A 20,816-nucleotide genomic window follows, 5' to 3' on the forward strand; every position below is an offset into this window, starting at 1 on the left:
CCTGTTGCGGTCGGTGACCTGCGCCGCGCATGGGCATAGCGATCAATGGCAGCAAAAGACCACACGCCTCACGGGCAGTGATTGATGCCCCTCGACTGCCAGCCGCCGTCCAACCAGTGCAGTTCGGTTACCGAGAGGTTGTCGATGCGGTGCGCGAAGGCGTCGTAGGCGGTGATCCCGAGCGCCGCCTGCACTTGCGTGAGGATCGCACCCATATGCGCCACCGCGACGATATCGCGCCCCGGATGGGTCGCGCGCAGCCGAGCCACCGCACGCGAGACGCGAGCCGAAACCTCGTGCCAGCTTTCGCCGCCGGACGGGCGGACATCGCCCGGATGTTCCCAGAAGGCGCGCAGGCGGGTCTGGTCGGGGATCGTGTCAAACCCCTGCAATTCCCAGTCACCGAAATGGATTTCCCGCAGGTCACACTCGTCGGCAAGGCGCAGGCGTGGCCCGGCGATGGCATCGGCCGTGGCACGTGCACGGATGAGATCGGACGAGACCACAAGCGCGCCCTCTGGCAGATGCGCCGAGAGCCGGGCAAGCCGTGCGGTATCGCTCAGGTCGGCTGGAAGGTCGGACCAGCCGACCATGGATTTGGCATGTGTCGGACCGTGCCGTACCCAGAAAACGCGGCTCACGGCAGTGTCCCCTTCAGCACCTGCGGCAGCCCCGCGATCACGTTGATCACCAGCCCCGCGCGCGCGGCAAGGTGCTGGTTGAGCGCGCCTTGGGCGTTCTGGAAGCGGCGGGCGAGGGCGTTGTCGGGCACCACCGAGAGCCCGACCTCGTTCGAGACCAGCACGACCGGTGCGGCGCAGGTGTCGAGCGCATCAAAGAGCGCCGCCTCGGCCTGCGAAAGATCACTCTCGGCCAGCAGGTGATTGGAGAGCCACATCGTTGCGCAATCGAGCAGGACGACATCACCCGGTCCAGCCTGCCCAAGCGTCGGGCCGAGGTCGCGCGGAGCCTCGATGGTGCGCCAGTCGGGGCCGCGCTGGGCGCGGTGCCGGTCGAGTTTGGCGCGCATCTCGTCGTCATGGGCTTCCGCCGTGGCGAGATAGATGCGGGGTCGGCCTGACGCGCAGACGATCCCCTCGGCATAGGCCGATTTTCCGGAGGCAGCCCCTCCGAGCACCAGGGTCAGCGGCTGCAACATGACTCTCAAACCTTGTTTATTTTGATCCGGTTCACATCTTGTGTCGTAGCACCCCGTGAAATGCTCAGAAAGAGCACTTTGGCACCAGATGCATGACAGGGGAACACAATGCCACTCGATGCACCGCAGCAAAGCAACATGTCCCGCACCGCGATGAAAGCGGAAATGCTGGACGCGGAAACCGAACTCGCGCTCGCCTATGCCTGGCGCGACCACCGCGACGAGGCGGCATTGCACCGCTTGATCAACGCCTATATGCGCTTGGCGATTTCTATGGCGTCCAAGTTCCGCCGCTACGGCGCACCGATGAACGACCTCATTCAGGAGGCTGGGCTAGGCCTGATGAAGGCCGCCGACAAATTCGACCCGGACCGCGGCGTGCGGTTCTCGACCTATGCGGTCTGGTGGATCAAGGCCAGCATTCAGGATTACGTGATGCGCAACTGGTCGATGGTGCGCACCGGCTCCACCTCCTCGCAAAAATCGCTCTTCTTCAATATGCGCCGGGTTCAGGCGCGGATCGAGCGCGAGGCGATGGCCAATGGCGAGGAGCTTGACGGCTGGCAACTGCGAGAGATGATCGCGCATGAGGTGGGCGTGCCATTGCGCGATGTGGAGATGATGGAGGGGCGCCTCTCGGGTTCGGATTTCTCGCTCAACGCGACGCAATCCTCGGAGGATGAGGGGCGCGAGTGGATCGACACGATCGAGGACGAGGGCGCGCGCGGCGATGAGTTGGTTGAGAAGGATCACGATCTGCAGGCGTTGCGCGACTGGCTCGGCGATGCAATGGCGCGTCTCAATGAGCGGGAGCGGTTCATTGTCCGCGAGCGCAAGCTGCGCGATGCGCCACGCACGCTGGAAAGCCTCGGGGAGGAATTGAACCTGTCCAAGGAACGTGTGCGTCAGCTTGAGGCGGCGGCGTTTCAGAAAATGCGCAAGCATCTTGAAAAACACGGGGGCGAGGTGCAAAACCTGCTCGCATGAGACTGCGCGCCCTTTCCCTGACAGTCGCGCTATGCGTCGCCGCCCCGGTGGCGGCGCAGGATGTGGCGATCCTGGGCGAGGTTCATGACAATCGCGCCCATCATGCCGAGCAGGCGGAGCAAGTGGCGCGGTTGCAACCCGCCGCCATCGTTTTCGAGATGCTGACCGAAGAGCAGGCCGCGCGGGTAACGCCCGAATTGAGGGGCGATGCCGGGGCGTTGGCAGAGGCCCTTGAGTGGGCCGAGAGCGGTTGGCCCGATTTCAGCATGTACCATCCGATCTTCACCGCCGCGCCTGAGGCCGCGATCCATGGCGCGATGGTGCCGCGTGACGCCGCCCGCGCGGTGTTTGACGGCACCCCGGCAGAGGGGTTCGGGCCCGGTGCCGCGCGCTACGGGCTGGAGCGCGATCTCGACCCGGTCGAGCAGGCGACGCGCGAGGAAATGCAGATGGAGGCACATTGTGACGCGCTGCCCGAGAAAATGCTGCCCGGCATGGTTGCCGTGCAACGGCTGCGCGATGCGGTGCTGGCGCGGGCGGTTCTGCGCGCCATGGACGAAACCGGGGGGCCGGTCGCGGTGATCACCGGCAATGGCCACGCGCGCCGCGACTGGGGCGTGCCAGCGGTTCTGGCCGAGGTGGCGCCGGATCTCGATGTCTGGGTGCTGGGGCAGACCGAGGATGGTCGCCCTCTGGAGGGCGGTTTCGATGCGGTCATATCCGACCCCGCCGCCCCGCGGCCCGATCCCTGCGCAGCGTTTCAATAGCGGCCCCGCCCTTGCACGCGCGCCATGCCCGCCCTACTGTCAGCGCGGCCCTGGAAGGAACGTCCATGCTCATCTCGAAACGCATTCTTCTGATCATCGGTGGCGGCATCGCGGCGTTCAAGTCGCTCGACCTCATCCGGCGACTGCGCGAGCGCGGCGCCGAGGTGACGCCGGTGCTGACCCGGGCAGGCACCGAGTTCGTCACGCCTTTGTCGGTCTCGGCGCTGGCAGGCCGCAAGGTGTCCTCGGACCTTTTCGATCTGACCGCCGAGGCCGAGATGGGGCATATCGAACTCAGCCGCTCCGCCGATCTCATTGTGGTGGCCCCGGCGACCGCCGATCTGATGGCGAAAATGGCGCAGGGTCATGCGGATGATCTGGCCTCGACGCTGCTGTTGGCCACCGACACACCGGTGCTGCTGGCCCCGGCCATGAACGTGCGGATGTGGCAGCACGCGGCGACGCAACGCAATACCGCGACGCTTGCGGCCGACGGTATCGGTTTTGTCGGCCCGAACGAGGGCGACATGGCCTGCGGCGAGCACGGCCCCGGTCGCATGGCCGAGGTGCCCGAAATTCTGGCAGCCATCGAGGCGGCGCTCGCCGATGGCCCGTTGCGCGGGCGGCGTGTGCTGGTCACCTCCGGCCCGACGCATGAGCCCATCGACCCGGTGCGCTATATCGCTAACCGATCCTCGGGGGCGCAGGGCACGGCGATTGCGCGGGCGCTGGCGGCCCTCGGGGCCGAGGTGGTGTTCGTCACCGGCCCCGCCACCGTGCCGCCCCCCGAAGGCGTCGAGGTGATCCGCGTCGAGACCGCGCGCGAGATGCTGGCGGCGGTCGAGGGTGCGCTGCCCGCCGATGCCGCCGTCTTCGCCGCCGCCGTGGCCGATTGGCGGACCGCGCAGCCAAGTGACCGCAAGATGAAGAAGACCGACGGCGGGCTGCCAGTGCTGGACTTCACCGAGAACCCGGACATTCTGGCGACGGTAAGCCGAATGGCCGAGGGACGGCCGCCGCTGGTGGTGGGCTTTGCCGCCGAGACGCATGAGGTGATCGCCCATGCTACCGCCAAGCGGACGCGCAAGGGCTGTGACTGGATTGTCGCCAATGACGTGAGCGCCGGGACGGGAATCATGGGCGGGGCCGAGAATGCCGTGACGCTTATCACCGAAGAGGGCGCGGAAAGCTGGCCGCGCATGGGCAAGGATCAGGTGGCGCGACAACTTGCCGGGCGGATCGCGCAGGCGCTGGCCTGAGGGTTTTGGATTTTTTGGCAAGATGAAGAGAGGCCGTCCATGCTGACCGTCGCGTTTCAATGGGAGGAGGAGGCGGATCGGTCCTTGGGCCTGCCCGCCTATGAGACAGCGGGGGCGGCGGGGGCCGACCTGCGCGCGAATTTCCCCGATCGCGGCGTGGTGATGCTGGAGCCGGGGGCGCGGGCTCTGGTGCCGACCGGGCTGCGGTTGATGGTGCCTGTGGGATACGAGGTGCAATTGCGGCCCCGTTCGGGACTGGCGCTGAAATACGGGATAACCCTGCCCAACAGCCCCGGCACCATCGACAGCGATTATCGAGGCCCCCTGGGGGTAATCGTGATGAACGCGGGGCAGGAGCCGTTCGAGATCGAGCATGGCGCGCGGATCGCGCAGATGGTCGTGGCCCCGGTGGCGCAGGCACGGTTCGAGGTGGTCGAGAGCCTGGATGAGACGGCGCGTGGCGCCGGTGGCTTTGGCTCCACAGGGGTGCGCTGATGCTGCTGGTTGGGGTGATGGCGGCGGTGCTCTGGGGCATCGGGGCGGCGATGGGCACGCCCCGGCGGCTGCGCTGGGGGATGATCGCGGGGCTGTGGGTCGGCGTCACGGTGGCGCATCTGGTGCTACCTTCGGGCCATCCCGTCCGGCTGGCTACCGGCGAGAGCGCGGCGCTGTGGCTGATGATCGGGGGCGCTGCGGCGCTGGTGCTGGTCTATCGCGCTGCGCTGCGCAGCTTGCGGACACGGGCTGGGGCGCGTGAGGCTGAGGTGGACAACAGCGCCAAGCCACTCTTCACCGAGACCGAACTGAGCCGCTATGCCCGCCATATCGTGCTGCGCGAGATCGGCGGGCCGGGACAGAAGGCGCTCAAGCAGGCGCGGGTGCTGGTGATCGGGGCAGGGGGCCTCGGCTCTCCGGTTCTGTTGTATCTCGCCGCCGCGGGGGTGGGCACCATTGGCGTGATCGACGATGACGAGGTGGACAATTCGAACCTGCAGAGGCAAGTTATCCACCGTGATGCCGATATCGGTTTACCAAAAGTGCAATCGGCCATGGCGGCGATGCAGGCGCAGAACCCGCAGGTGCTGGTGCGCCCCTACCAGCAGCGGCTGAGCGCGGAGATCGCCGAGGTTCTCTTTGCCGAGTATGATATGATCCTCGACGGCACCGACAATTTCGAGACCCGCTATCTGGCCAATGCCGCCGCCGTGGCGATGGCCAAGCCGCTGATTTCCGGGGCGCTGTCGCAATGGGAGGGGCAGTTGAGCGTGTTCGACCCGGCGCGCGGCGCGCCCTGCTACCAATGCATCTTTCCCGAAGCCCCCGCGCCGGGGCTTGCGCCGTCCTGTGCCGAGGCCGGGGTTCTTGGCCCGCTGCCCGGCGTCGTGGGGGCGATGATGGCCGCCGAGGCGGTGAAACTGATCACCGGGGCAGGGCAGGCCCTGCGCGGCGAGATGCTGATCTACGACGCGCTTTATGGCGAGAGCCGCAAGATCGCGCTCAACCGCCGGACGGATTGCCCGATCTGCGGCGACAAAGGAGAGAGACATGACCAACCCGTTGCTGGCTGAGTGGGACACGCCCTTTGCCCTTGCCCCGTTCGACGCGATTTCGGACGAGGATTTTGCCCCCGCGTTTGACGTCGCGATGGACAAGGCGCGGGCAGAGGTGACAGTGATTGCCGAGAGTCCCGACGTGCCGACCTTCGCCAACACGATCGAGGCGCTGGAAGCGTCGGGCAAGGCGCTCGACAAGGTGCTGTCGGTGTTCTTCACCGTGGCGGGCGCGGACAGCAACCCCAAGCGGCAGGAATTGCAGCGCGACTTTGGCCCGAAGCTGGCGGCCTATTCCTCGGAGCTTTATGGCAACAAACAGCTGTTTGCACGGGTCGAGGCGGTCTGGCAGGCGCGCGAGACACTCGACCTGACGCCAGAGCAGCAGCGCCTGTTGATGCTGACGCATCGCGCGTTTCGTCGGGCGGGTGCGGCGCTGACCGGTGAGCAAGACAAACGCATGCGCGCGATCATGGCGCGGCTGGCGGAGCTGGGCACGGCGTTTACGCAGAACCTGCTTGCGGATGAGGCAGGCTGGCATATGGAGCTCTCCGAGGCCGACCTGGAGGGGTTGCCGGAGTTCGTGATCCGCTCTGCCCGCGCGGCGGGGCAGGAGAAGGGGGCGGCTGGCCCCGTCATCACGCTGTCGCGCTCGCTGATCGTGCCGTTCATGCAATTCTCATCGCGGCGCGACCTGCGCCGCAAAGCTTTTGAGGCTTGGATCGCGCGCGGGGCCATGGGCGGCGAGACCGACAACCGCGCCATTGCCGAGGAAATATTGCGGCTGCGGGCCGAGCGCTCCGCGCTTCTGGGCTACGAGAGCTTTGCCGCCTACAAGCTGGAAACCGAGATGGCCAAGACGCCGGAGGCCGTGCGCGATTTGCTTATGGCGGTCTGGGAGCCGGCCAAGACACAGGCCGAGGCAGATGCGGACAAGCTCACCGCGATGATGCGCGCCGACGGGATCAACGGCGATCTGGAGCCCTGGGACTGGCGCTATTATTCCGAGAAGCGGCGGCAGGCGGAGCATGATCTGGATGAGGCGGCGCTCAAGCCCTATCTCTCGCTCGACGCGATGATCGCGGCGGCGTTCGGCTGTGCCAACCGGCTGTTCGGGCTGGAGTTCACGCCGCTGGACATTCCGCTCTACCACCCCGATTGCCGGGCGTGGGAGGTGACGCGCGAGGGCCGACATGTGGCGGTCTTCATCGGAGATTACTTCGCGCGCGGCTCCAAGCGCTCGGGGGCGTGGTGCTCGTCGATGCGCGGTCAGGCCAAACTGCCAAATGTGCAAGGGCCGGTGGTGATCAACGTGTGCAATTTTGCCAAGGGCGATCCGGCATTGCTCAGCTATGATGACGCGCGCACGCTGTTCCATGAATTCGGCCATGCCTTGCATCACCTGCTGTCGGATGTGAGCTATGAGAGCCTGTCGGGCACATCCGTGGCGCGCGATTTCGTGGAACTGCCGAGCCAGCTTTATGAGCATTGGCTGGAGGTGCCGGAGGTGCTGGAACGCTATGCCACCCATGTCGAGACCGGCGAGCCGATGCCGCCCGAGATGCTGGATCGACTGCTCAAGGCGACGACCTACGACATGGGATTCCAGACCGTGGAATACGTGGCCTCGGCCCTGGTCGATCTCGCCTTTCACGAAGGCGCACCGCCTGACGATCTGATGGCGGCGCAGCGCGATGTGCTGGATCGGTTGGGGCTACCCCATTGCATCACCATGCGCCATGCAAGCCCGCATTTCGCGCATGTGTTCTCCGGCGACGGCTATTCCAGCGGCTATTACAGCTACATGTGGTCCGAGGTGATGGATGCCGATGCCTTCGCCGCCTTCGAGGAGGCTGGCGGTGCGTTCGATGCCGCGCAGGCGCGGGCGCTGGAGCAGCATATCCTGTCGCAAGGTGGCTCGTCGGACCCGGCTGAGCTCTATACCGCGTTCCGCGGGCGGCTGCCGGGGGTCGAGGCGCTCTTGCGCGGGCGGGGTTTGGCGGCCTGAGATGCCAGAATCACGGCTCGCGAATCACTTCTTGTTGACGGCTCGCCCTTGGCCCCACTATATCTTGGGGTAACCCGCATCCCGAGCGGATCAAACGGCTAACGACGGCAGGAATGATCGAGGGGCCGAACCAACGGCCCCCTTTCATTTTTCGGGATCAGCCGCGTGCGTCCTTTGGCGAACCCATCACGACATAGGAGGTGATCGCGTTGACCTGCGGCAGGGTACCGAGCACCTCGGTGTGAAAGCTCTTGTAGGCGGGCAGGTCGGCCACCTCGACGCGCAGCAGATATTCCACCGCACCGGTGGTATTGTGGCATTCCACCACTTCGGGCGCGCGGGTCATGGCGCGCTCGAAAGCCTCCTGGCTAGACTTGGTGTGGCTGTTGAGGCCGACGGTGATATAGGCGGTGAAGCCGAACCCGAGGGCTGCGCGATCAAGCACCGCGCGATACCCCGCGATGACGCCGCGCCGTTCGAGATTCTGCACCCGGCGCAGGCAGGCCGAGGGCGAGAGGCCCACCCGGTCGGCGAGGTCGAGATTGCTGATCCGCCCGTTGCGCGTCAGCTCTTGCAATATACGTTCGCTGACTTGATCCATGAAGATCATTGATTGCACAGATCAAAATAAATCACAACAAAACGCAATTCAAATGCGCCGATGATCGCATAAGGTTGCAGGCATGACACCAGATCTTCTTGCCGCCCTCGCCACCTTTGCCCTCGTCACGGTCATTACGCCGGGGCCCAATAACCTGATGCTGATGGCCTCGGGGACGAATTTCGGCTTTGTGCGGACGATCCCGCATATGCTGGGGATCGGGCTGGGCTTTCCGCTGATGGTGTTTTTCGTGGGGTTGGGGGTGATGCGGGTCTTTGACCTCTGGCCGCTCAGCTACACGCTGCTCAAGGCCGTGTCCGTGGCCTATCTGCTTTGGCTCGCCTGGAAGATTGCCCGTGCCGCACCGCCCAGAGCGGCGACGGAGCAGGCGGAGGGCAAGCCGCTCACCTTCCTGCAATCGGCGGCATTCCAGTGGGTCAACCCCAAGGCGTGGAGCATGGCGCTCTCGGCGATCACGCTTTACGCCACGGGGCGCGATCTGGCGGCGGTGCTGTGGGTCGCAGGGGTCTATGTGGCGATGTCGGCGATCAGCACGACAAGCTGGACAGTGCTGGGACAACAGGTGCGACGCCTGCTGAAAAGCCCCGCGCGACTGCGACTGTTCAACCGGATCATGGCGGGGCTGCTGGTGGCTACGCTCGTGCCGGTTCTCTGGCCTGCGGGCTGATCATGCGGGGCCCGCAAGCCCACGCGCCACGGGCGATCTTGCAAGAGCGAGCTGACATCCGCGCCGACCTGAACCCGGGGGTGCAAGGAACGGTGCTGATCTTTTGAATGAGACAAAGTTTTTGTCACAAACCCTCTGGACCTTCCCAAGCCGGATTGCTATAGCGCGGAGCGTGTTCCGGCGTAGCTCAGCGGTAGAGCAGTTGACTGTTAATCAATTGGTCGTAGGTTCGATCCCTACCGCCGGAGCCAAAAATCCTCAAGAAAGCAACAGTTTAGCTTAAGCCGCCGCAAGCGGACTTGGTGGATTTTGGCTTGGGGTAACATCTGGGGTAACGGATTGTCGTCATGGGAATCGTGTTGCTTTTATGCCGCCTCGGCATTGCGTCTAACTCGCACCAACCCCGCCGGGTCGATCTCCGCCAAGCCCTTTGTCTTTTTGGGACGCGGGGCAACAGAGATCGGCTAGTGTTCCTCACCCATCCGCGTCGTGCTTGACCCTTGCTTCAAAAGATCGCTCTCGGTTAACTTGCTGCGCGCAGCCACAAACTTACGGACTTTTTGATGAAAAATTTTTTGACTGTCTTAGGGGCACTAACATGGGTCGGAATAGGCTGGTGGTTTTTTTTCGCGCCTGAGCCATCGCCAGAAGAGATCGCCGCCCGCGAAGCCGAACAGAATCAACGGGTTTGCACCGATTCACAAAAGGCGATGTTGGAGGCTCGTATTCGCAGCCACCCCGTGATTGAGGCCGGACTAAGAGCCCCATCAACAGCCGATTTTGCGGGCCTTCGTGAAGAAGGGGTGTCTATTCGGCGAGTTGGGGATTGCCAATGGCAAATGGTAAGCTTTGTTGACGCGCAAAACGCATTTGGCGGAACTGTCCGAACACGGTTTCAGATTACCATGACCGGCGATCCTGAAAGCGGCATGTTTCGAACCGACAGCGTGTCTTTTCTAGAATAAGCCACAGTCCATCAGTCCCACCCTACCAGCTTCATCGCGGTATCAGCATCAACCCCCGCCTCTTTGGCCATTGCCAACGCCTGCACCACACCAGCCGCCGCACGGGCGCGGCCCCCGGCGTCGTAAGCCTGTAGCGGCCTGAGGGTATCCATCTGCACCGGCTGGCCCAGCTTCTCCGTCAGTTCCTCCGATACGATCGCTGCCAACGGTTGCAGGGTCCAAGTTGCTAATTGGCGCTGCCCCTCGCGCACAAGCGGCCCTTGGGCGTTGCGCGCCAGCATGGCAGGCAACACGCCAAAGGCGCAAAGGATCGCATCACGCGCCGCCCCATGCGCCCCCAGAGCATCCGTCTTTTGCAAATCAGGCGTTAGGTCCTGGGGCTTCCAATCGGCATTGGGCTGGGGGCCACCAGCGGCTTGGACACTGACACTTTCCCGCACCAGCATCTTGCCCCGTGCCCCTTTGAAGCCGCGCGCAATGTCCTGCAAATCGGCTTCTTTGCTTTCGGGCATGGGCACCACGCCGGAGCCAATGGGCGCATCCCGATACACGTCTGACAAGAGCGTTTCCATCGTTTGCAGCAGACCCGCAGACAGGCCAGAGCGGTGCAGCGGGGGAGTTCCGGCCCACGGTTGCCGCGCGTCTGCCCCGGTGACAACATGCACCACCTCACCCGCAAGTGCCGTGATCGTCTGCCCCCCGCCAATATCGGGCAGAGTCAGGCGGTAAGCGGTCGGACGGCCTAGCCGGGTTTGCAGGTCCCAATCGCTCACGGGCACCATCACATCATCGGTGATGTAGAACACTGATTCCCCGCGCAAGGCCAGTTGCCGCGCCATGACGGCCCGCAGGCGACGTGTTACCAGCGTCGTGCCCTCTACATCCGCCATCGCAAAGCCCGCTTCCCAGAAGGACACGCATGACTGCACCGCGCTTGTGAGTTCCGCCGCGCCCGTGGTGCCGGTGATGTATTCGGCCCGGCTGGCCATCATCATCGCCGTGTATCCGGTATCCGCCGCGCGGGTTTCAGTCTCAGGCTGTTTTCGTTTGAATGGCCACATTTCAAGCCCTCCGATATGGGCGCAACAGGTCCGCCGCGCCGCTGTATTGCATCGCCCGCGCCAGCCATGACGGATAGCGCCGGTAACTTTCCTGAATTGCCCCGCCAAGGTTCACCGAATAGTCGGTTGCCCCGGCACGTTCATCGGTATCGGCGCTGTATTCGGCCAACCGCGCGAACGCCGCCAAGACAGGCGCAGGCACGTCGCCGCCGCCCACCTGAGCCGTGATCTTGAACGTGCCGTCATGGGGCAAGATGATGCCAAGCGGCCCGTCTAGCAGGCTCAAGGCAACCCATTCCTCGCGCCACACATGCCCCTCACGGGACACCACCGGGGTCAAGGGCGGGTGCCATTGGTCGCCACCATCCCCTAACAGGGTCCAGACCACCTCGCGCGGGGTCCACCGATGCGCGCAATAGTCCTCGATGCGCGCCCAGATCATGTCAGCATCAAGCGCCGCCGCGTCTGGCGACAGGCCCGAAGGCGCATCAGGATACGCCACCGGGACCGCCTCGAATTGCTTGAGAATATCAACCGTCATGTCAGGCCCTCCACCGATTGCGGGATGGAAGGAACACACGCGCCTGAGGTGGCCGAACCCATGACCGGGCTTCAACTTGCGCCTCGTCATAGGCCGGACGGGTCACAATGCTCAGTTCGTAGAGCAACGCCGCCAGCACCGTTCGGATGATTGCGTTATGCGCCCCGTTCTCAGGGTCGTGGCCCTCATCCTCGATCATCTCAGGCTCAGGCACCGCCCGCTTGGGCGGCAACCGGAACCCCGGCGAAAGCCCAATGGCAAGGCCAGCGCCGATCATCGCCAACGCATCCCGCCCGTGCGACGTGTCCGCAATCTCTGGCGTTATGTCCGCCTCGAATGTGAGAGCATCATCGCCGTCCGTGATTTCCAGCGTCCCGGCCTTGCGCGATGCAAGGGGCCGATCATAGGAATGGCCAAGCAAGAGGTGAATATCTTCCTCAGGCCGGTCCACCCGATAGGCAAACGCGCGGGATGCAATCACTTCCTTGCGGGGTCGCCCGGTCCTGCCACCATCTGACAGGACCGCGCGACGGTTATAGGGGAAGCGCCCGGACAACCGGGCACCCCCACCTTGGCGGCGCAATTCAAGCCCGCCTTCTGCACCGCCCCAGAGCATTATTGCAGACCCGTCAGGACGTGCAGGCCGGTCGCGCGGGGCACCTGCATGTCAACCGTTTGCAGCGCCGTGATGCGCAGCTCACCCGATTGCGCGCCGCTGTAAACGTCGCGGATCAGATCAATCCCGCCCCAGACGCCAAGGAACGCGGGCGCGATACCGGCATTGCAGGTCAAGAGCGCGTCACTTTCCTCAGGGCTACCGGACGGCGCGGCAAGCGCGTTGGTGGCCAGCACGATATTGCCAGAGCCAAAGCGCCGGGTCAGGCGGTCCCATTCCGTGTCACTGGTGCCGGTGATGAACGCATCATCCAGCGCCGCCCAGAGTTCGGGGCGGATCATCAGCTTGACACCGGACGGCCCTTCGATCGCGTTGGCGTTGATGAACGTGGTCAGCACATCGCGGAAAGCTGCATAGGATGCCGCCGCGTCGATTGCCGTGGTGCCGATGCCGTAGGTGGATTGCCCGGCGACGATTCCCAGAGGCTCACCATCAGCGCCAGAGCCTTGGAACACGGCCCGGTCAAGTTCAACCCGCATCACGTTCCCCAGGTCACGCCGGATTGCCTGTTCCAGACCCGCCCCGGATTGCGCCAGCGCCTTGCGCGTCACGCGAACGTGCCCGCCAAGCGTGTGATCCGGCTTCAATGCCTTGTCCGCCGTGGTCAGGGCAGACGGCCCCGCCACATTGGCATTCTCGGACGCGGCCCAGCCCGCCGATGCGCCATTGGTCACAAGCGGCCATTCCGTTTCGCCAACGCCGATGTTGATGACATTCACGCCCATGCGCGTGGCCACCGAATTGGCAAAAAGCCGGTCCACAATCGGGCGCGTGTTCATCGGATTTGGCGTTCCGCTCGACACGGTTTCACCGGCCCGAACCTCAAGGGCTTCCATCGGGATAGGCGTTCCCGTGAAACGGCCCTTTGAGCGCATTTCCTGCACCACCTCAGCCGTTGCCCCGTCCAAGGCTTGCCCGGTATCCATGTTCAGCAGGACTTGCCGAACCTCGAAACGGGACACCAGATCCTCATATTCCTTGCCGTCGCGGGTTTCCAGTTCGGCCCCAGCTTCCCGGCGTTCCTCATCCTCAGAGACAAGAGCCGCGCGGTATTGGACTTCCTTGGCGCGATATTCCGCGTCCAAATCGGTCATCTTGCGCACCTCATCCTCGGACGGGGTTTCGATGTTTGCCAGTTCGGCAAGGTTCTGCCGGATTTCAGACCGGCGCAATTCAAGACGTTTAGATGCCAGCATTTGATTTTCCTTTCATGCTCGACAGGAGATTGCGCCAGTCTTGGCGCGGCTTATTGAGGGGCGCGTGGCCTACCTCAATTCGGGTCTTGCGGGCGTGACAGGACCCGCAAAGAATTTGGAGATTGGCCAGCGAATAGGCCAAGTCAGGGCGGTCCCGGACGGGCAACACATGGTCGCATTCCAGCCCCTTGCGGGTGCCGCACTGGACGCACCGCCATTCATCCCGCTCTAGGGCTTGCAAGCGCAGAAACTTCCACCGATTACCCCGGCACACCTTGGCGCTATGGCGCATGTATTCCTTGCGGCGGCTCATCGGCGCACCTGCAAATCATACATCCGTGCGATGCCATCGGGGGCCAGCGGCGTGACATTCGCAATTGAATACTCAACCCCGCCAATGGTCAGCCGATCCGCCAAGGTCGGCACAATGTCCAAGCCCTCGACAGACACCAGCACCCGCAGGTCATTCGCCTGAATAAGCGTCCCGTCGCGGTGCTCCTGTTCATAGTCCACCACGGCCACGGTTGCCGTGTGATATGTCGGTTCGCCCGGTTCCGGTGCCCAAGGCGTTCCACCCGGTTCACCGGCCCGTTCAAATGTGCCCGTCTGCCCGAACCGCTTGATAATCCGCGATGCCGTTTCGATCATGCCCATGCCATGCGCCCCCCTGAGATTGCGGGCGCGCGCTTCATGCGCTGCCCTTGTGCGACGGCCACGACGGTCGCGGCCACGGGGTCCACCCGGCCCGTGCTACGTCCAGCCGCCAATTTGTGATTGCCCGCCGGGTCCACCAGCGTGATCGCGTCCGAGAATGCCGACCGCAGCAATAGCGACGGCACCGTGCGCACCTGCCCCTCGAAAACCGCGCGCCGAGTCCGCTCAATATCCTCGGAACCGTCTTTCCATCCGAACCCTCGCCAGATGAACGGCACCCGCTCAAGGCCCGCGTCTCGCAAGGCTTCCAGAAACTCAGCGTGGCGGAACCTGTCACCCGCGATTGCCGCCGGAGCCTGCCCGTTTAACCGCTCGACAACGCTGGCAAGGAACCGGCCCACTGGCACGGTCGTGTCGCCCATTGTCACCAGTTCGCCCCGGTCGGACATTTCGACATAGCGATGCGACACGCCGTCAGCTTGGCCACGATCCGCAAGGCCCGGATTGCAGGGGAAGGCCCCGACACATTCCAACCGGCCCGTGTCTGGCCAATAAAGCGCCGCCGCAGACATTGACCGGGACCCGCCCAGATCAACCCCCAGGACAACCGGCCCGTCACGCGGGGGCAGATCATCGGGGGCCACCTCGCAGGCCAGCCATTCATCGACAGTCAGCAACACCGAACGATTGTCAGAGGCGACACGTTCATTCCGGTTGAGGTTGCGGAAACTGGACAGGGCAGAGCCGCCCCGCGCAATCGCCCGCCGTGCCTGAGCCGTCAGCCATTCCGCAGACGGGCCAATGCCCTCAGCCGCGCCGGGATTGGCCACCAGCAGGCTTGCCAGATCGTCAGGGGGCAAGCCGGGGTCCGGGCGATGCTCTTGCACGAACGTGCCGGGGGGCGGTTCATCCAACCACCGGCTAAAGGTATTCGCATCATCCGGCGCGCTTGTGCTGATAATCAGGGCGCGACCATCCCGCTTGCCCAGACCGGACAGGATTGCGTTTTCCAACGCATCGCCCTTTTCTCTTTCCCAAGCGGCCCGCTCATCAAGGATTGCCAGCGTCGGGGCACCGCCCAAGATGCTCTTGCCGTCCGCAGCGATGACGCGCGCCAGACCGCCGCCGTTCTCAGCGGTTTCTACTTCCAACTTGGACCCGCGCCGGATCGTAAATTGCTCTTGCGCATCCTCAGGCAAGCCCTCAATAAAGCCCAAAAGGAAGCCGAAAGCGGTCTTGGCTTGGTCGCGGTTGCGCGCCGCAAAGATGATTTCGCGCTTTGGCTGGGGCGCAATCTCGCCCATGAGGTGCCCCAGAGCGATGCCAGCCGACAGGGCGGTTTTCGCCGCGCCTCTGCCAACACTGAGGCAACCCGCCTCGATACCCTTGGCAAAGGCACCCCGCACAAAATCTTTCTGATAGGACGCCAACCGCAGCCGCTTGCCCGCCAACCTGCCCTCAGGGACCACCAGCTTGGGAAGAAAACGCAGTGCCGCCGATGCTTCTTTGGATGCCCTAGCCATCATTTTTCCCCCGATTTTTTGGGAGAGAGAAAGCAAGACCCCGCACCGCGCCCGCACCGTGCCCGCATCGTGACCGCATTGGGACCACATTGGCGACCACGTTGGCACCACGTTGCACCCACTTGCACCCACTGGGTCCCACTGGGGGTAATTGGGAATTGGGACAGGGCAGACGGGGGAAACCCATCGGACGTTTCGGACAAACCATAGGGGTTTGTCCTGTCCGTCCGGCTTATTGGGCGTTGGACAAGTCCGGACTGTCCGCCGTTTGTCCTGTCCGTCCGGTGAAGGTCAATCATCCTGCACCCTCCACACATAGTCGCCAAAGATGCGCACCGCGTCCAAATCCATCAGCCTGTCTTTGGCGCGGGTGAATGCCTTACGCTCAGCATCGGCTTTCTTCTTGGGGTCCTCATCACTGGTGGACGCCAGACCATGCTTGGCGCAGGCGTCCCGCCATTGGTGGACGTGAACCACCTTGCGATTGGTCGGATACAAATTGCCCGTGCGTGTCTCGCCGTGGTCGCGCAGAGCATCCTGAAGCGCCTGCAACGCCACCTCATCACGGCCCTTAAGCGGCTTGGCTTCTTTCTTGGGCGGTTCGGCCTCATCGACCACCGCGCTTGTCACCGGGTCGCCATCCTCATCGACACCCAGCACCACAGACCGCAGCTTGAAATGCAGCGGCTCCGGCGGCTCTTGATCGCGTTGCTTTCGGGACAGGATTTCGCCATCGGCTGTCACCTGTATCTCGTTATCCACCGCTGCCCGCAGGGCAGAGGAACCTCGCGCGCCCCGATCCTCATCCTTGCCGGTGTGGTGGATCACCATGACGTGCGCGCCCGTGGCCTCTCGGATCAGGTCACAGTTGCGAACGAACATGGCCGCATCCTTTGCCGTGTTCTCATCGCCCGTGCCCATAGACCGGGCCAGCGTGTCGATAACCACAAGCGCCGGGTCCGCATCTGGCATGATCTCGCACACCGCCAGAGCATCGCCTTGCCCGTGCAGGTCCAACCCGACAGGCAACAGCGTGAACGGCGCGGCGCTCATATCGGGCTTGTCTTGCTTGATCGCGGCAAGGCGGTTGCGGATGCCCGCGCCACCCTCAGCCGCGATGTAGAGGACCGGCCCGCCGTTCACGCGCAACCCGCGCCACGGCTGGCCCGCCGCGATGTGCATGGCAATATCCAACGCCACGAACGTCTTGCCCGCGTTGGACGGGCCGTAGAGCATCGAAAGGCAATTCCGGTCCAGCCAGCCCTTGACCATGTAGTTACTGGTCAACACCGCCTCGATTGCCCCAAGGCTCACAAGGCGGTTCTCTATCTCGGACGCACGGGACCGGCGCATATCGCCCATGTTAATCACAGTCATGCCGCCCACCTCCGCGCAATGTCGGACAGGTCGGCACCGTGTTGACGGGCCAGCGCCGGGACGGTCGCCCAGGATACGCCGTTACGCTTGAAGCTGCGCCACTTGGCGGCAACCTCGCCCTTGCGATATTTCGCACCCGTGGCGCTCCACCGATCAGCAAGGGCAAGCCCTTCCTCAGACCCGCTAAAACGCTCATGCAGTGCCATCAGGATCGAAACCCAATCCTGATAGGGCAGGTCCGCCGGGATATGGGCTAACAGTTCCTCAACCTCGCCCGTGGGCGTCAGCCGATCAAAGGAACGCGCGGGCGCGGGCGGTGTGTGCAGCAACATCGCGCGCAGGCCCATCGGCACCTTGGGGAAGGTGTGCGGGGCGCTGCCCGCATAGAACCCACCGGCAACCTGTGATCCGGGCGCGACCACGTAACCGCCTTCGCCGCGCGTGTCGATCTTGGGGCCGATCTTGGACGTGCTGTTGCGCGCGCCCTCGAAGTGCTGGCAATAGATATGACGGCCCCCTGAGGGGGTCATCACATAGGCATGGTCATAGAGGGACGCATAGCGCGGCATTGCCAGCAGACTATCCCGCCCAATCGGTTCGCCCGTTTCCTTGTCAACGTCCAAGTCAATCACGAACAAGCCGTTGCGCGCGCCGGTCGGGATGCCCCATGCCCGCGCGCCTTGGGCCTGCCATTGCGCGATGGTCGCGGGGTCTTTGGTGGCCTTGTCCTGCCAGCCTGTCACCAGCGGGGCCTTGTCAGGCCCCACCGGGAAGATGTTGAACGGAATGCTCATACCGAAACCCCGCGCAATTTGAACGGGCGTTGAGCCTTAGCGGCAATCGCCTTGCCCTGCTCGATTGCGAATGTCCGGTCAGTGAAGCGATAGAGCCGCGTTCTGAGTTTCATGCCCGGACTTGGCGTCACCAGCACAATGTCGAAAAAGCGCCCGTCCTTTCGCACCGTGTAGTAGGACGTTGCCGCCGTAGGCAATTTGGTGATGTTACTCATGCCGCCACCCCGCAGAAGTGGCGCAGAATAATCGCTGGCGCACCGGCCCATTCCGGGCTATCTTTCGGGGGAAGCTGGACGGCTTCAAAAGACTTGTTAGCGTCGGGTGCAGTTGCCGCTGCCCCGGCGTTTTTCATGTCGGTTTTGCTCATGCGGCCACCTCGGCCTGAGCGTCCAGCCATTGCGACACGTCCGCCTCTTTCCAATAGCGGCGACGGGCGATGTAAATGGGCTTGGGGAAGTTCAGCGCCGGGTCATTCAGCCAGCGCCAGAGGGTCATATCAGAGACGCCGCCAAGTGCATCGCGCACCGCCGCCGCCGTCAGCAATTTGGAAGTCATGGGCCTACCTCGTTAGAACAGGTTAGGCCCCCTAATAGGACTGGATTTTCAGCCGATGGTATTGCGGAACAAAATCAAAAGTTAAATCGCAATGCGCTTGCTTGTTCCCAAGTGTCCCTTGCGTTCTGCTCAGTTCGCGCAGTGCTGTTCGGTAGAATATGGGCAATCTCGGACCATGTTGCACCGCATTCGCGCCCGTCTAGGACCCGCAGATAAATCAGCCACTTGGATTTATGACGGCGCTTCTGCACCCTTTGCCCCTGCATCTTGATTTGCGCGCGTTCGAGAAAGTTTTTAGCGGCGGCAAGCTGTTCACCCAAAGGCTTGGTCAAGTCGAACATTGCCGCAACCTCATGTTCTTCGACCACGGGTCTACATGGATCACCATCCACGCTTTTTTGCCAGCCATAGTTAAAACGAACTTGTCCGCCGGGATAGTCCAGTGTCGAGAATGTCACCCGGCTTGGTTGCTCGGAAATTCTGGGATTGGGTATTCCGGCATATCCAAAGCTATCGTCCTCGTAACTTTGCGCTGTAAAGCCCGGCTCATGGGGTTCAAGGGTGCGGCCTGCTCCATACAGGTGCGCATTTTTGGGGTCCGAATAAAGATCAACGTAAAGCTCATACGTCTCTTTCGCTCTTGCATCGAAAGCATCACGCAAGTCTTGCCTGCGCCTCGAAAACTCCCAGCGCCAACGCATAAATTCCCAGCTATCGGTATCACCATAGGTCGATGCGTCTTGCCAATTGGGCAATCCCCATTCCCTTGCAGGATCGTCGGTCATTTTGCACTTCCGATCCGCACCACGTTATCCGCAGCGCCTTGCACCAGATCACCGACAAAGCGCGCCCATGCGTCAAGCGCGGCCCGCTTTTCATCTGCATAATCGTGCCTCTGATAGACGCTCACAATGCCGCCTGCCGTGCCGCTCACATGGTTTAGCACCGCCTCAGTCACCCGCACGGGAATGCCAAGCCGCGCCATGCCGGTTGCAGCCGTGCGGCGCAGATCGTGAAACGTCCAGTGCGGGATTTCCACTGGTTCGCCCGTTTCATCGCTGGCAATCTCTGCCATGCGTTTGGCGATATGATTGCGGCCCTTGTGATAGCCTTGCAGGGCGCTTTCGCCGGTTGTGGTGAACACATAGCCCGCATCGCCCTTGACGCGCTCCACCGCCCCCAGAACGTCCCGCGCGGCCTCTGACAACGGCACGTCATGCGCCCGCCCGTTCTTTGTCCTATCGGCGGTCAAGTGCCACAGATCGCCGCTTACCTCGCGGTCGGTCATGTTCACAACCTCGCCAAGCCGCTGGCCCGTCAGCAACAGCACCTTGCCAAGGTGCCCCCATGGCTGGCCTTCCCGATCACAGGCTTGCCAGAGCCACCGGATTTCATCATCGGACAACACGCGGTCGCGGCTCTTTTCCTTGGCCACGGGTTTGACGCCCATCGCGGGGGATTGGTCGATAATGTCGCGTTCGACACACCAGCTTAGAAACTTGTTCAGATACGCCCGAACGCGGTTCGCGGTCACAACCCGTCCACTATCGGCTATCCCGTCCAGCAGGTCGATCACGTCGCGCTTTGCAATGTCGTGAATATCCCGCTCACCCCAGACCGCGACCACATGCCGGTTCAACTCGCGCTTGACGGTTTCGCCGGATTTCAGGGTGGACAGGTGGCGCTTGCCGAATTGGTCCACCAGCGTCTTGATCTTGTCGCGCTCGGATAGCTGCGCTTCCATCCGCGCGGCCTTGGTCCGCTTCTTCGCCGCGCTCGGATCATTCCCGTGTTCCACCGCCTCGATAGCATCAGTTGCGGCGGCGCGCGCATCTGCCAACCCCATGACAGGCCAGCGCCCCAAGGTCAGCTTCTTGGGCTTGCCCGCGTAGCGGTAGCGCAAGGCCCAGGATTTCACCCCGCTTGGCTGGATCACCAGATAAAGCCCGGACAGAGCCGGGTCAGGAATTTCGCGGCGGTTAGCGTCCGGTTTCGCGGCTTCAATCGCCTTAGTCGTGAGTGCCTTCGCCATAGTCAATTTTCCCTCTGGGGTAACACTGGGGTAACGGATTAGCCGGTTTTCGACCGTTACCCCAAGTTAGTCACAGAGGCTAACATTGCAAGGAAATACTTGTGTTACATGGGTTTTTTATACCCCGATAGCTTTACATCGTTAGGGGCAGTTTGACCGTGAATCTTGACTGTTAATCAATTGGTCGTAGGTTCGATCCCTACCGCCGGAGCCAAAATCCCAAATCACCGTTGATTTCATTGGGAAATCCCGAAGCGGAGTCGCAGATTCCGCCTCGGCTGCCCGGTTAGTGCACGAAATGGTGCACAAATCGGTGCACAGACCCGTGCACGACCCGGTTCATGCCCGACTCCACGATGCCCTGCAATCGCATCGGAGGCCGTCCGCCCATGACCGGAATCGCACATGTCCCCTATCTTGAGT

The 20,816-nt window shown here is 63.1% G+C and carries 25 protein-coding genes and 1 tRNA gene; 9 read left to right on the plus strand and 17 right to left on the minus strand.

Annotation, left to right across the window (positions count from 1 at the left end; genetic code table 11):
* Positions 1-68 precede the first annotated feature (68 nt).
* Together ACSSV4_RS08475 and cobU are read right to left on the minus strand one after the other, a co-directional pair.
* Positions 69-641, minus strand: a complete 573-nt coding sequence (locus tag ACSSV4_RS08475) for a histidine phosphatase family protein (RefSeq protein ID WP_454274684.1) — start codon at positions 639-641, stop codon at positions 69-71.
* Positions 638-1,159, minus strand: coding sequence for a bifunctional adenosylcobinamide kinase/adenosylcobinamide-phosphate guanylyltransferase (cobU, locus tag ACSSV4_RS08480; RefSeq protein ID WP_454274685.1), 522 nt, complete (start codon positions 1,157-1,159; stop codon positions 638-640). Before cobU ends, ACSSV4_RS08475 begins: the two co-directional genes overlap by 4 nt.
* Before the next feature lie 108 nt (positions 1,160-1,267).
* Between cobU and ACSSV4_RS08485 the strand changes: the two genes are divergently transcribed.
* The 6 genes from ACSSV4_RS08485 to ACSSV4_RS08510 all read left to right on the plus strand — a co-directional run bounded on the left by ACSSV4_RS08485 (position 1,268) and on the right by ACSSV4_RS08510 (position 7,730).
* Positions 1,268-2,146: an RNA polymerase factor sigma-32 gene (locus ACSSV4_RS08485; protein ID WP_454274687.1), complete on the plus strand. Its 879-nt coding sequence runs from the start codon at positions 1,268-1,270 to the stop codon at positions 2,144-2,146.
* Positions 2,143-2,913: a ChaN family lipoprotein gene (locus tag ACSSV4_RS08490; protein ID WP_454274688.1), complete on the plus strand. Its 771-nt coding sequence runs from the start codon at positions 2,143-2,145 to the stop codon at positions 2,911-2,913. Before ACSSV4_RS08485 ends, ACSSV4_RS08490 begins: the two co-directional genes overlap by 4 nt.
* A 65-nt stretch (positions 2,914-2,978) precedes the next feature.
* Positions 2,979-4,172, plus strand: coding sequence for a bifunctional phosphopantothenoylcysteine decarboxylase/phosphopantothenate--cysteine ligase CoaBC (gene coaBC / locus ACSSV4_RS08495; protein ID WP_454274690.1), 1,194 nt, complete (start codon positions 2,979-2,981; stop codon positions 4,170-4,172).
* Positions 4,173-4,211: 39 nt separating this feature from the next.
* The gene (gene dut, locus ACSSV4_RS08500) at positions 4,212-4,667 is read left to right on the plus strand and encodes a dUTP diphosphatase (RefSeq protein WP_454274692.1); all 456 of its coding nucleotides are present in this window, start codon (positions 4,212-4,214) and stop codon (positions 4,665-4,667) included.
* Positions 4,667-5,740 (plus strand): HesA/MoeB/ThiF family protein, encoded by a 1,074-nt coding sequence (locus ACSSV4_RS08505; protein ID WP_454274693.1) that lies wholly within the window; start codon positions 4,667-4,669, stop codon positions 5,738-5,740. The genes dut and ACSSV4_RS08505 overlap by 1 nt, the downstream gene beginning before the upstream one ends.
* Positions 5,718-7,730: a M3 family metallopeptidase gene (locus ACSSV4_RS08510; RefSeq protein WP_454274695.1), complete on the plus strand. Its 2,013-nt coding sequence runs from the start codon at positions 5,718-5,720 to the stop codon at positions 7,728-7,730. Before ACSSV4_RS08505 ends, ACSSV4_RS08510 begins: the two co-directional genes overlap by 23 nt.
* 157 nt (positions 7,731-7,887) lie before the next feature.
* Here the strand turns inward: ACSSV4_RS08510 and ACSSV4_RS08515 are convergent, their stop codons facing one another.
* Positions 7,888-8,331 (minus strand): Lrp/AsnC family transcriptional regulator, encoded by a 444-nt coding sequence (locus tag ACSSV4_RS08515; protein ID WP_454274697.1) that lies wholly within the window; start codon positions 8,329-8,331, stop codon positions 7,888-7,890.
* A gap of 82 nt (positions 8,332-8,413) precedes the next feature.
* Between ACSSV4_RS08515 and ACSSV4_RS08520 the strand changes: the two genes are divergently transcribed.
* The 3 genes from ACSSV4_RS08520 (at position 8,414) to ACSSV4_RS08530 (ending at position 9,984) form a co-directional block, all read left to right on the plus strand.
* Positions 8,414-9,019 (plus strand): LysE family translocator, encoded by a 606-nt coding sequence (locus ACSSV4_RS08520; RefSeq protein ID WP_454274698.1) that lies wholly within the window; start codon positions 8,414-8,416, stop codon positions 9,017-9,019.
* A 176-nt stretch (positions 9,020-9,195) separates the two neighbouring features.
* A tRNA-Asn gene (locus ACSSV4_RS08525) sits at positions 9,196-9,270 on the plus strand.
* A 312-nt stretch (positions 9,271-9,582) separates the two neighbouring features.
* Positions 9,583-9,984 (plus strand): hypothetical protein, encoded by a 402-nt coding sequence (locus tag ACSSV4_RS08530; protein ID WP_454274700.1) that lies wholly within the window; start codon positions 9,583-9,585, stop codon positions 9,982-9,984.
* An 11-nt stretch (positions 9,985-9,995) separates the two neighbouring features.
* On the opposite strand, the gene ACSSV4_RS08535 is transcribed toward ACSSV4_RS08530, so the two are convergent.
* The 14 genes from ACSSV4_RS08535 to ACSSV4_RS08600 form a co-directional block, all read right to left on the minus strand.
* Positions 9,996-11,045: a phage portal protein gene (locus tag ACSSV4_RS08535; RefSeq protein WP_454274701.1), complete on the minus strand. Its 1,050-nt coding sequence runs from the start codon at positions 11,043-11,045 to the stop codon at positions 9,996-9,998.
* A gap of 1 nt (position 11,046) precedes the next feature.
* Positions 11,047-11,586, minus strand: coding sequence for a hypothetical protein (locus ACSSV4_RS08540; RefSeq protein WP_454274703.1), 540 nt, complete (start codon positions 11,584-11,586; stop codon positions 11,047-11,049).
* A 1-nt stretch (position 11,587) separates the two neighbouring features.
* Entirely contained in the window at positions 11,588-12,067 is a 480-nt protein-coding gene (locus ACSSV4_RS08545; RefSeq protein WP_454274705.1) for an HK97 family phage prohead protease, read from the minus strand.
* Between the two features lie 134 nt (positions 12,068-12,201).
* On the minus strand, positions 12,202-13,458 hold the full coding sequence (locus tag ACSSV4_RS08550) for a phage major capsid protein (RefSeq protein WP_454274706.1): 1,257 nt from the start codon (positions 13,456-13,458) through the stop codon (positions 12,202-12,204).
* A complete protein-coding gene (locus tag ACSSV4_RS08555) occupies positions 13,445-13,771 on the minus strand; it encodes an HNH endonuclease (RefSeq protein WP_454274708.1) in 327 nt (108 codons plus the stop codon). The genes ACSSV4_RS08550 and ACSSV4_RS08555 overlap by 14 nt, the downstream gene beginning before the upstream one ends.
* Positions 13,768-14,106, minus strand: a complete 339-nt coding sequence (locus ACSSV4_RS08560) for a hypothetical protein (RefSeq protein WP_454274709.1) — start codon at positions 14,104-14,106, stop codon at positions 13,768-13,770. Before ACSSV4_RS08560 ends, ACSSV4_RS08555 begins: the two co-directional genes overlap by 4 nt.
* Positions 14,103-15,635: a terminase large subunit domain-containing protein gene (locus ACSSV4_RS08565; protein ID WP_454274711.1), complete on the minus strand. Its 1,533-nt coding sequence runs from the start codon at positions 15,633-15,635 to the stop codon at positions 14,103-14,105. Before ACSSV4_RS08565 ends, ACSSV4_RS08560 begins: the two co-directional genes overlap by 4 nt.
* A 291-nt stretch (positions 15,636-15,926) precedes the next feature.
* Positions 15,927-17,012 carry a helicase RepA family protein gene (locus tag ACSSV4_RS08570; protein WP_454274712.1) on the minus strand — a complete coding sequence of 362 codons (1,086 nt, stop codon included), beginning with the start codon at positions 17,010-17,012 and terminating at the stop codon, positions 15,927-15,929.
* Positions 17,009-17,806: a bifunctional DNA primase/polymerase gene (locus ACSSV4_RS08575; protein ID WP_454274714.1), complete on the minus strand. Its 798-nt coding sequence runs from the start codon at positions 17,804-17,806 to the stop codon at positions 17,009-17,011. The genes ACSSV4_RS08570 and ACSSV4_RS08575 overlap by 4 nt, the downstream gene beginning before the upstream one ends.
* A complete protein-coding gene (locus ACSSV4_RS08580; protein ID WP_454274715.1) occupies positions 17,803-18,021 on the minus strand; it encodes a hypothetical protein in 219 nt (72 codons plus the stop codon). Before ACSSV4_RS08580 ends, ACSSV4_RS08575 begins: the two co-directional genes overlap by 4 nt.
* Positions 18,018-18,173, minus strand: coding sequence for a hypothetical protein (locus tag ACSSV4_RS08585; protein ID WP_454274717.1), 156 nt, complete (start codon positions 18,171-18,173; stop codon positions 18,018-18,020). Before ACSSV4_RS08585 ends, ACSSV4_RS08580 begins: the two co-directional genes overlap by 4 nt.
* Positions 18,170-18,361: a helix-turn-helix transcriptional regulator gene (locus ACSSV4_RS08590; protein WP_454274718.1), complete on the minus strand. Its 192-nt coding sequence runs from the start codon at positions 18,359-18,361 to the stop codon at positions 18,170-18,172. Before ACSSV4_RS08590 ends, ACSSV4_RS08585 begins: the two co-directional genes overlap by 4 nt.
* A 74-nt stretch (positions 18,362-18,435) precedes the next feature.
* On the minus strand, positions 18,436-19,146 hold the full coding sequence (locus ACSSV4_RS08595) for a hypothetical protein (RefSeq protein ID WP_454274719.1): 711 nt from the start codon (positions 19,144-19,146) through the stop codon (positions 18,436-18,438).
* Positions 19,143-20,393, minus strand: a complete 1,251-nt coding sequence (locus tag ACSSV4_RS08600; protein WP_454274721.1) for a tyrosine-type recombinase/integrase — start codon at positions 20,391-20,393, stop codon at positions 19,143-19,145. Before ACSSV4_RS08600 ends, ACSSV4_RS08595 begins: the two co-directional genes overlap by 4 nt.
* Positions 20,394-20,816: the final 423 nt, after the last annotated feature.

The sequence above is a fragment of the Roseovarius sp. MBR-154 genome, assembly GCF_053628595.1.

Excerpts from the sequence above, each read along its gene's own strand:
- cobU (WP_454274685.1), bottom strand. The coding sequence starts at position 1,159 with ATGTTGCAGCCGCTGACCCTGGTGCTCGGAGGGGCTGCCTCCGGAAAA.
- ACSSV4_RS08485 (WP_454274687.1), top strand. The coding sequence starts at position 1,268 with ATGCCACTCGATGCACCGCAGCAAAGCAACATGTCCCGCACCGCGATG.
- ACSSV4_RS08490 (WP_454274688.1), top strand. The coding sequence starts at position 2,143 with ATGAGACTGCGCGCCCTTTCCCTGACAGTCGCGCTATGCGTCGCCGCC.
- coaBC (WP_454274690.1), top strand. The coding sequence starts at position 2,979 with ATGCTCATCTCGAAACGCATTCTTCTGATCATCGGTGGCGGCATCGCG.
- dut (WP_454274692.1), top strand. The coding sequence starts at position 4,212 with ATGCTGACCGTCGCGTTTCAATGGGAGGAGGAGGCGGATCGGTCCTTG.
- ACSSV4_RS08505 (WP_454274693.1), top strand. The coding sequence starts at position 4,667 with ATGCTGCTGGTTGGGGTGATGGCGGCGGTGCTCTGGGGCATCGGGGCG.
- ACSSV4_RS08510 (WP_454274695.1), top strand. The coding sequence starts at position 5,718 with ATGACCAACCCGTTGCTGGCTGAGTGGGACACGCCCTTTGCCCTTGCC.
- ACSSV4_RS08515 (WP_454274697.1), bottom strand. The coding sequence starts at position 8,331 with ATGGATCAAGTCAGCGAACGTATATTGCAAGAGCTGACGCGCAACGGG.
- ACSSV4_RS08520 (WP_454274698.1), top strand. The coding sequence starts at position 8,414 with ATGACACCAGATCTTCTTGCCGCCCTCGCCACCTTTGCCCTCGTCACG.
- ACSSV4_RS08530 (WP_454274700.1), top strand. The coding sequence starts at position 9,583 with ATGAAAAATTTTTTGACTGTCTTAGGGGCACTAACATGGGTCGGAATA.
- ACSSV4_RS08535 (WP_454274701.1), bottom strand. The coding sequence starts at position 11,045 with ATGTGGCCATTCAAACGAAAACAGCCTGAGACTGAAACCCGCGCGGCG.
- ACSSV4_RS08540 (WP_454274703.1), bottom strand. The coding sequence starts at position 11,586 with ATGACGGTTGATATTCTCAAGCAATTCGAGGCGGTCCCGGTGGCGTAT.
- ACSSV4_RS08550 (WP_454274706.1), bottom strand. The coding sequence starts at position 13,458 with ATGCTGGCATCTAAACGTCTTGAATTGCGCCGGTCTGAAATCCGGCAG.
- ACSSV4_RS08555 (WP_454274708.1), bottom strand. The coding sequence starts at position 13,771 with ATGAGCCGCCGCAAGGAATACATGCGCCATAGCGCCAAGGTGTGCCGG.
- ACSSV4_RS08560 (WP_454274709.1), bottom strand. The coding sequence starts at position 14,106 with ATGATCGAAACGGCATCGCGGATTATCAAGCGGTTCGGGCAGACGGGC.
- ACSSV4_RS08565 (WP_454274711.1), bottom strand. The coding sequence starts at position 15,635 with ATGGCTAGGGCATCCAAAGAAGCATCGGCGGCACTGCGTTTTCTTCCC.
- ACSSV4_RS08570 (WP_454274712.1), bottom strand. The coding sequence starts at position 17,012 with ATGACTGTGATTAACATGGGCGATATGCGCCGGTCCCGTGCGTCCGAG.
- ACSSV4_RS08575 (WP_454274714.1), bottom strand. The coding sequence starts at position 17,806 with ATGAGCATTCCGTTCAACATCTTCCCGGTGGGGCCTGACAAGGCCCCG.
- ACSSV4_RS08580 (WP_454274715.1), bottom strand. The coding sequence starts at position 18,021 with ATGAGTAACATCACCAAATTGCCTACGGCGGCAACGTCCTACTACACG.
- ACSSV4_RS08585 (WP_454274717.1), bottom strand. The coding sequence starts at position 18,173 with ATGAGCAAAACCGACATGAAAAACGCCGGGGCAGCGGCAACTGCACCC.
- ACSSV4_RS08590 (WP_454274718.1), bottom strand. The coding sequence starts at position 18,361 with ATGACTTCCAAATTGCTGACGGCGGCGGCGGTGCGCGATGCACTTGGC.
- ACSSV4_RS08595 (WP_454274719.1), bottom strand. The coding sequence starts at position 19,146 with ATGACCGACGATCCTGCAAGGGAATGGGGATTGCCCAATTGGCAAGAC.
- ACSSV4_RS08600 (WP_454274721.1), bottom strand. The coding sequence starts at position 20,393 with ATGGCGAAGGCACTCACGACTAAGGCGATTGAAGCCGCGAAACCGGAC.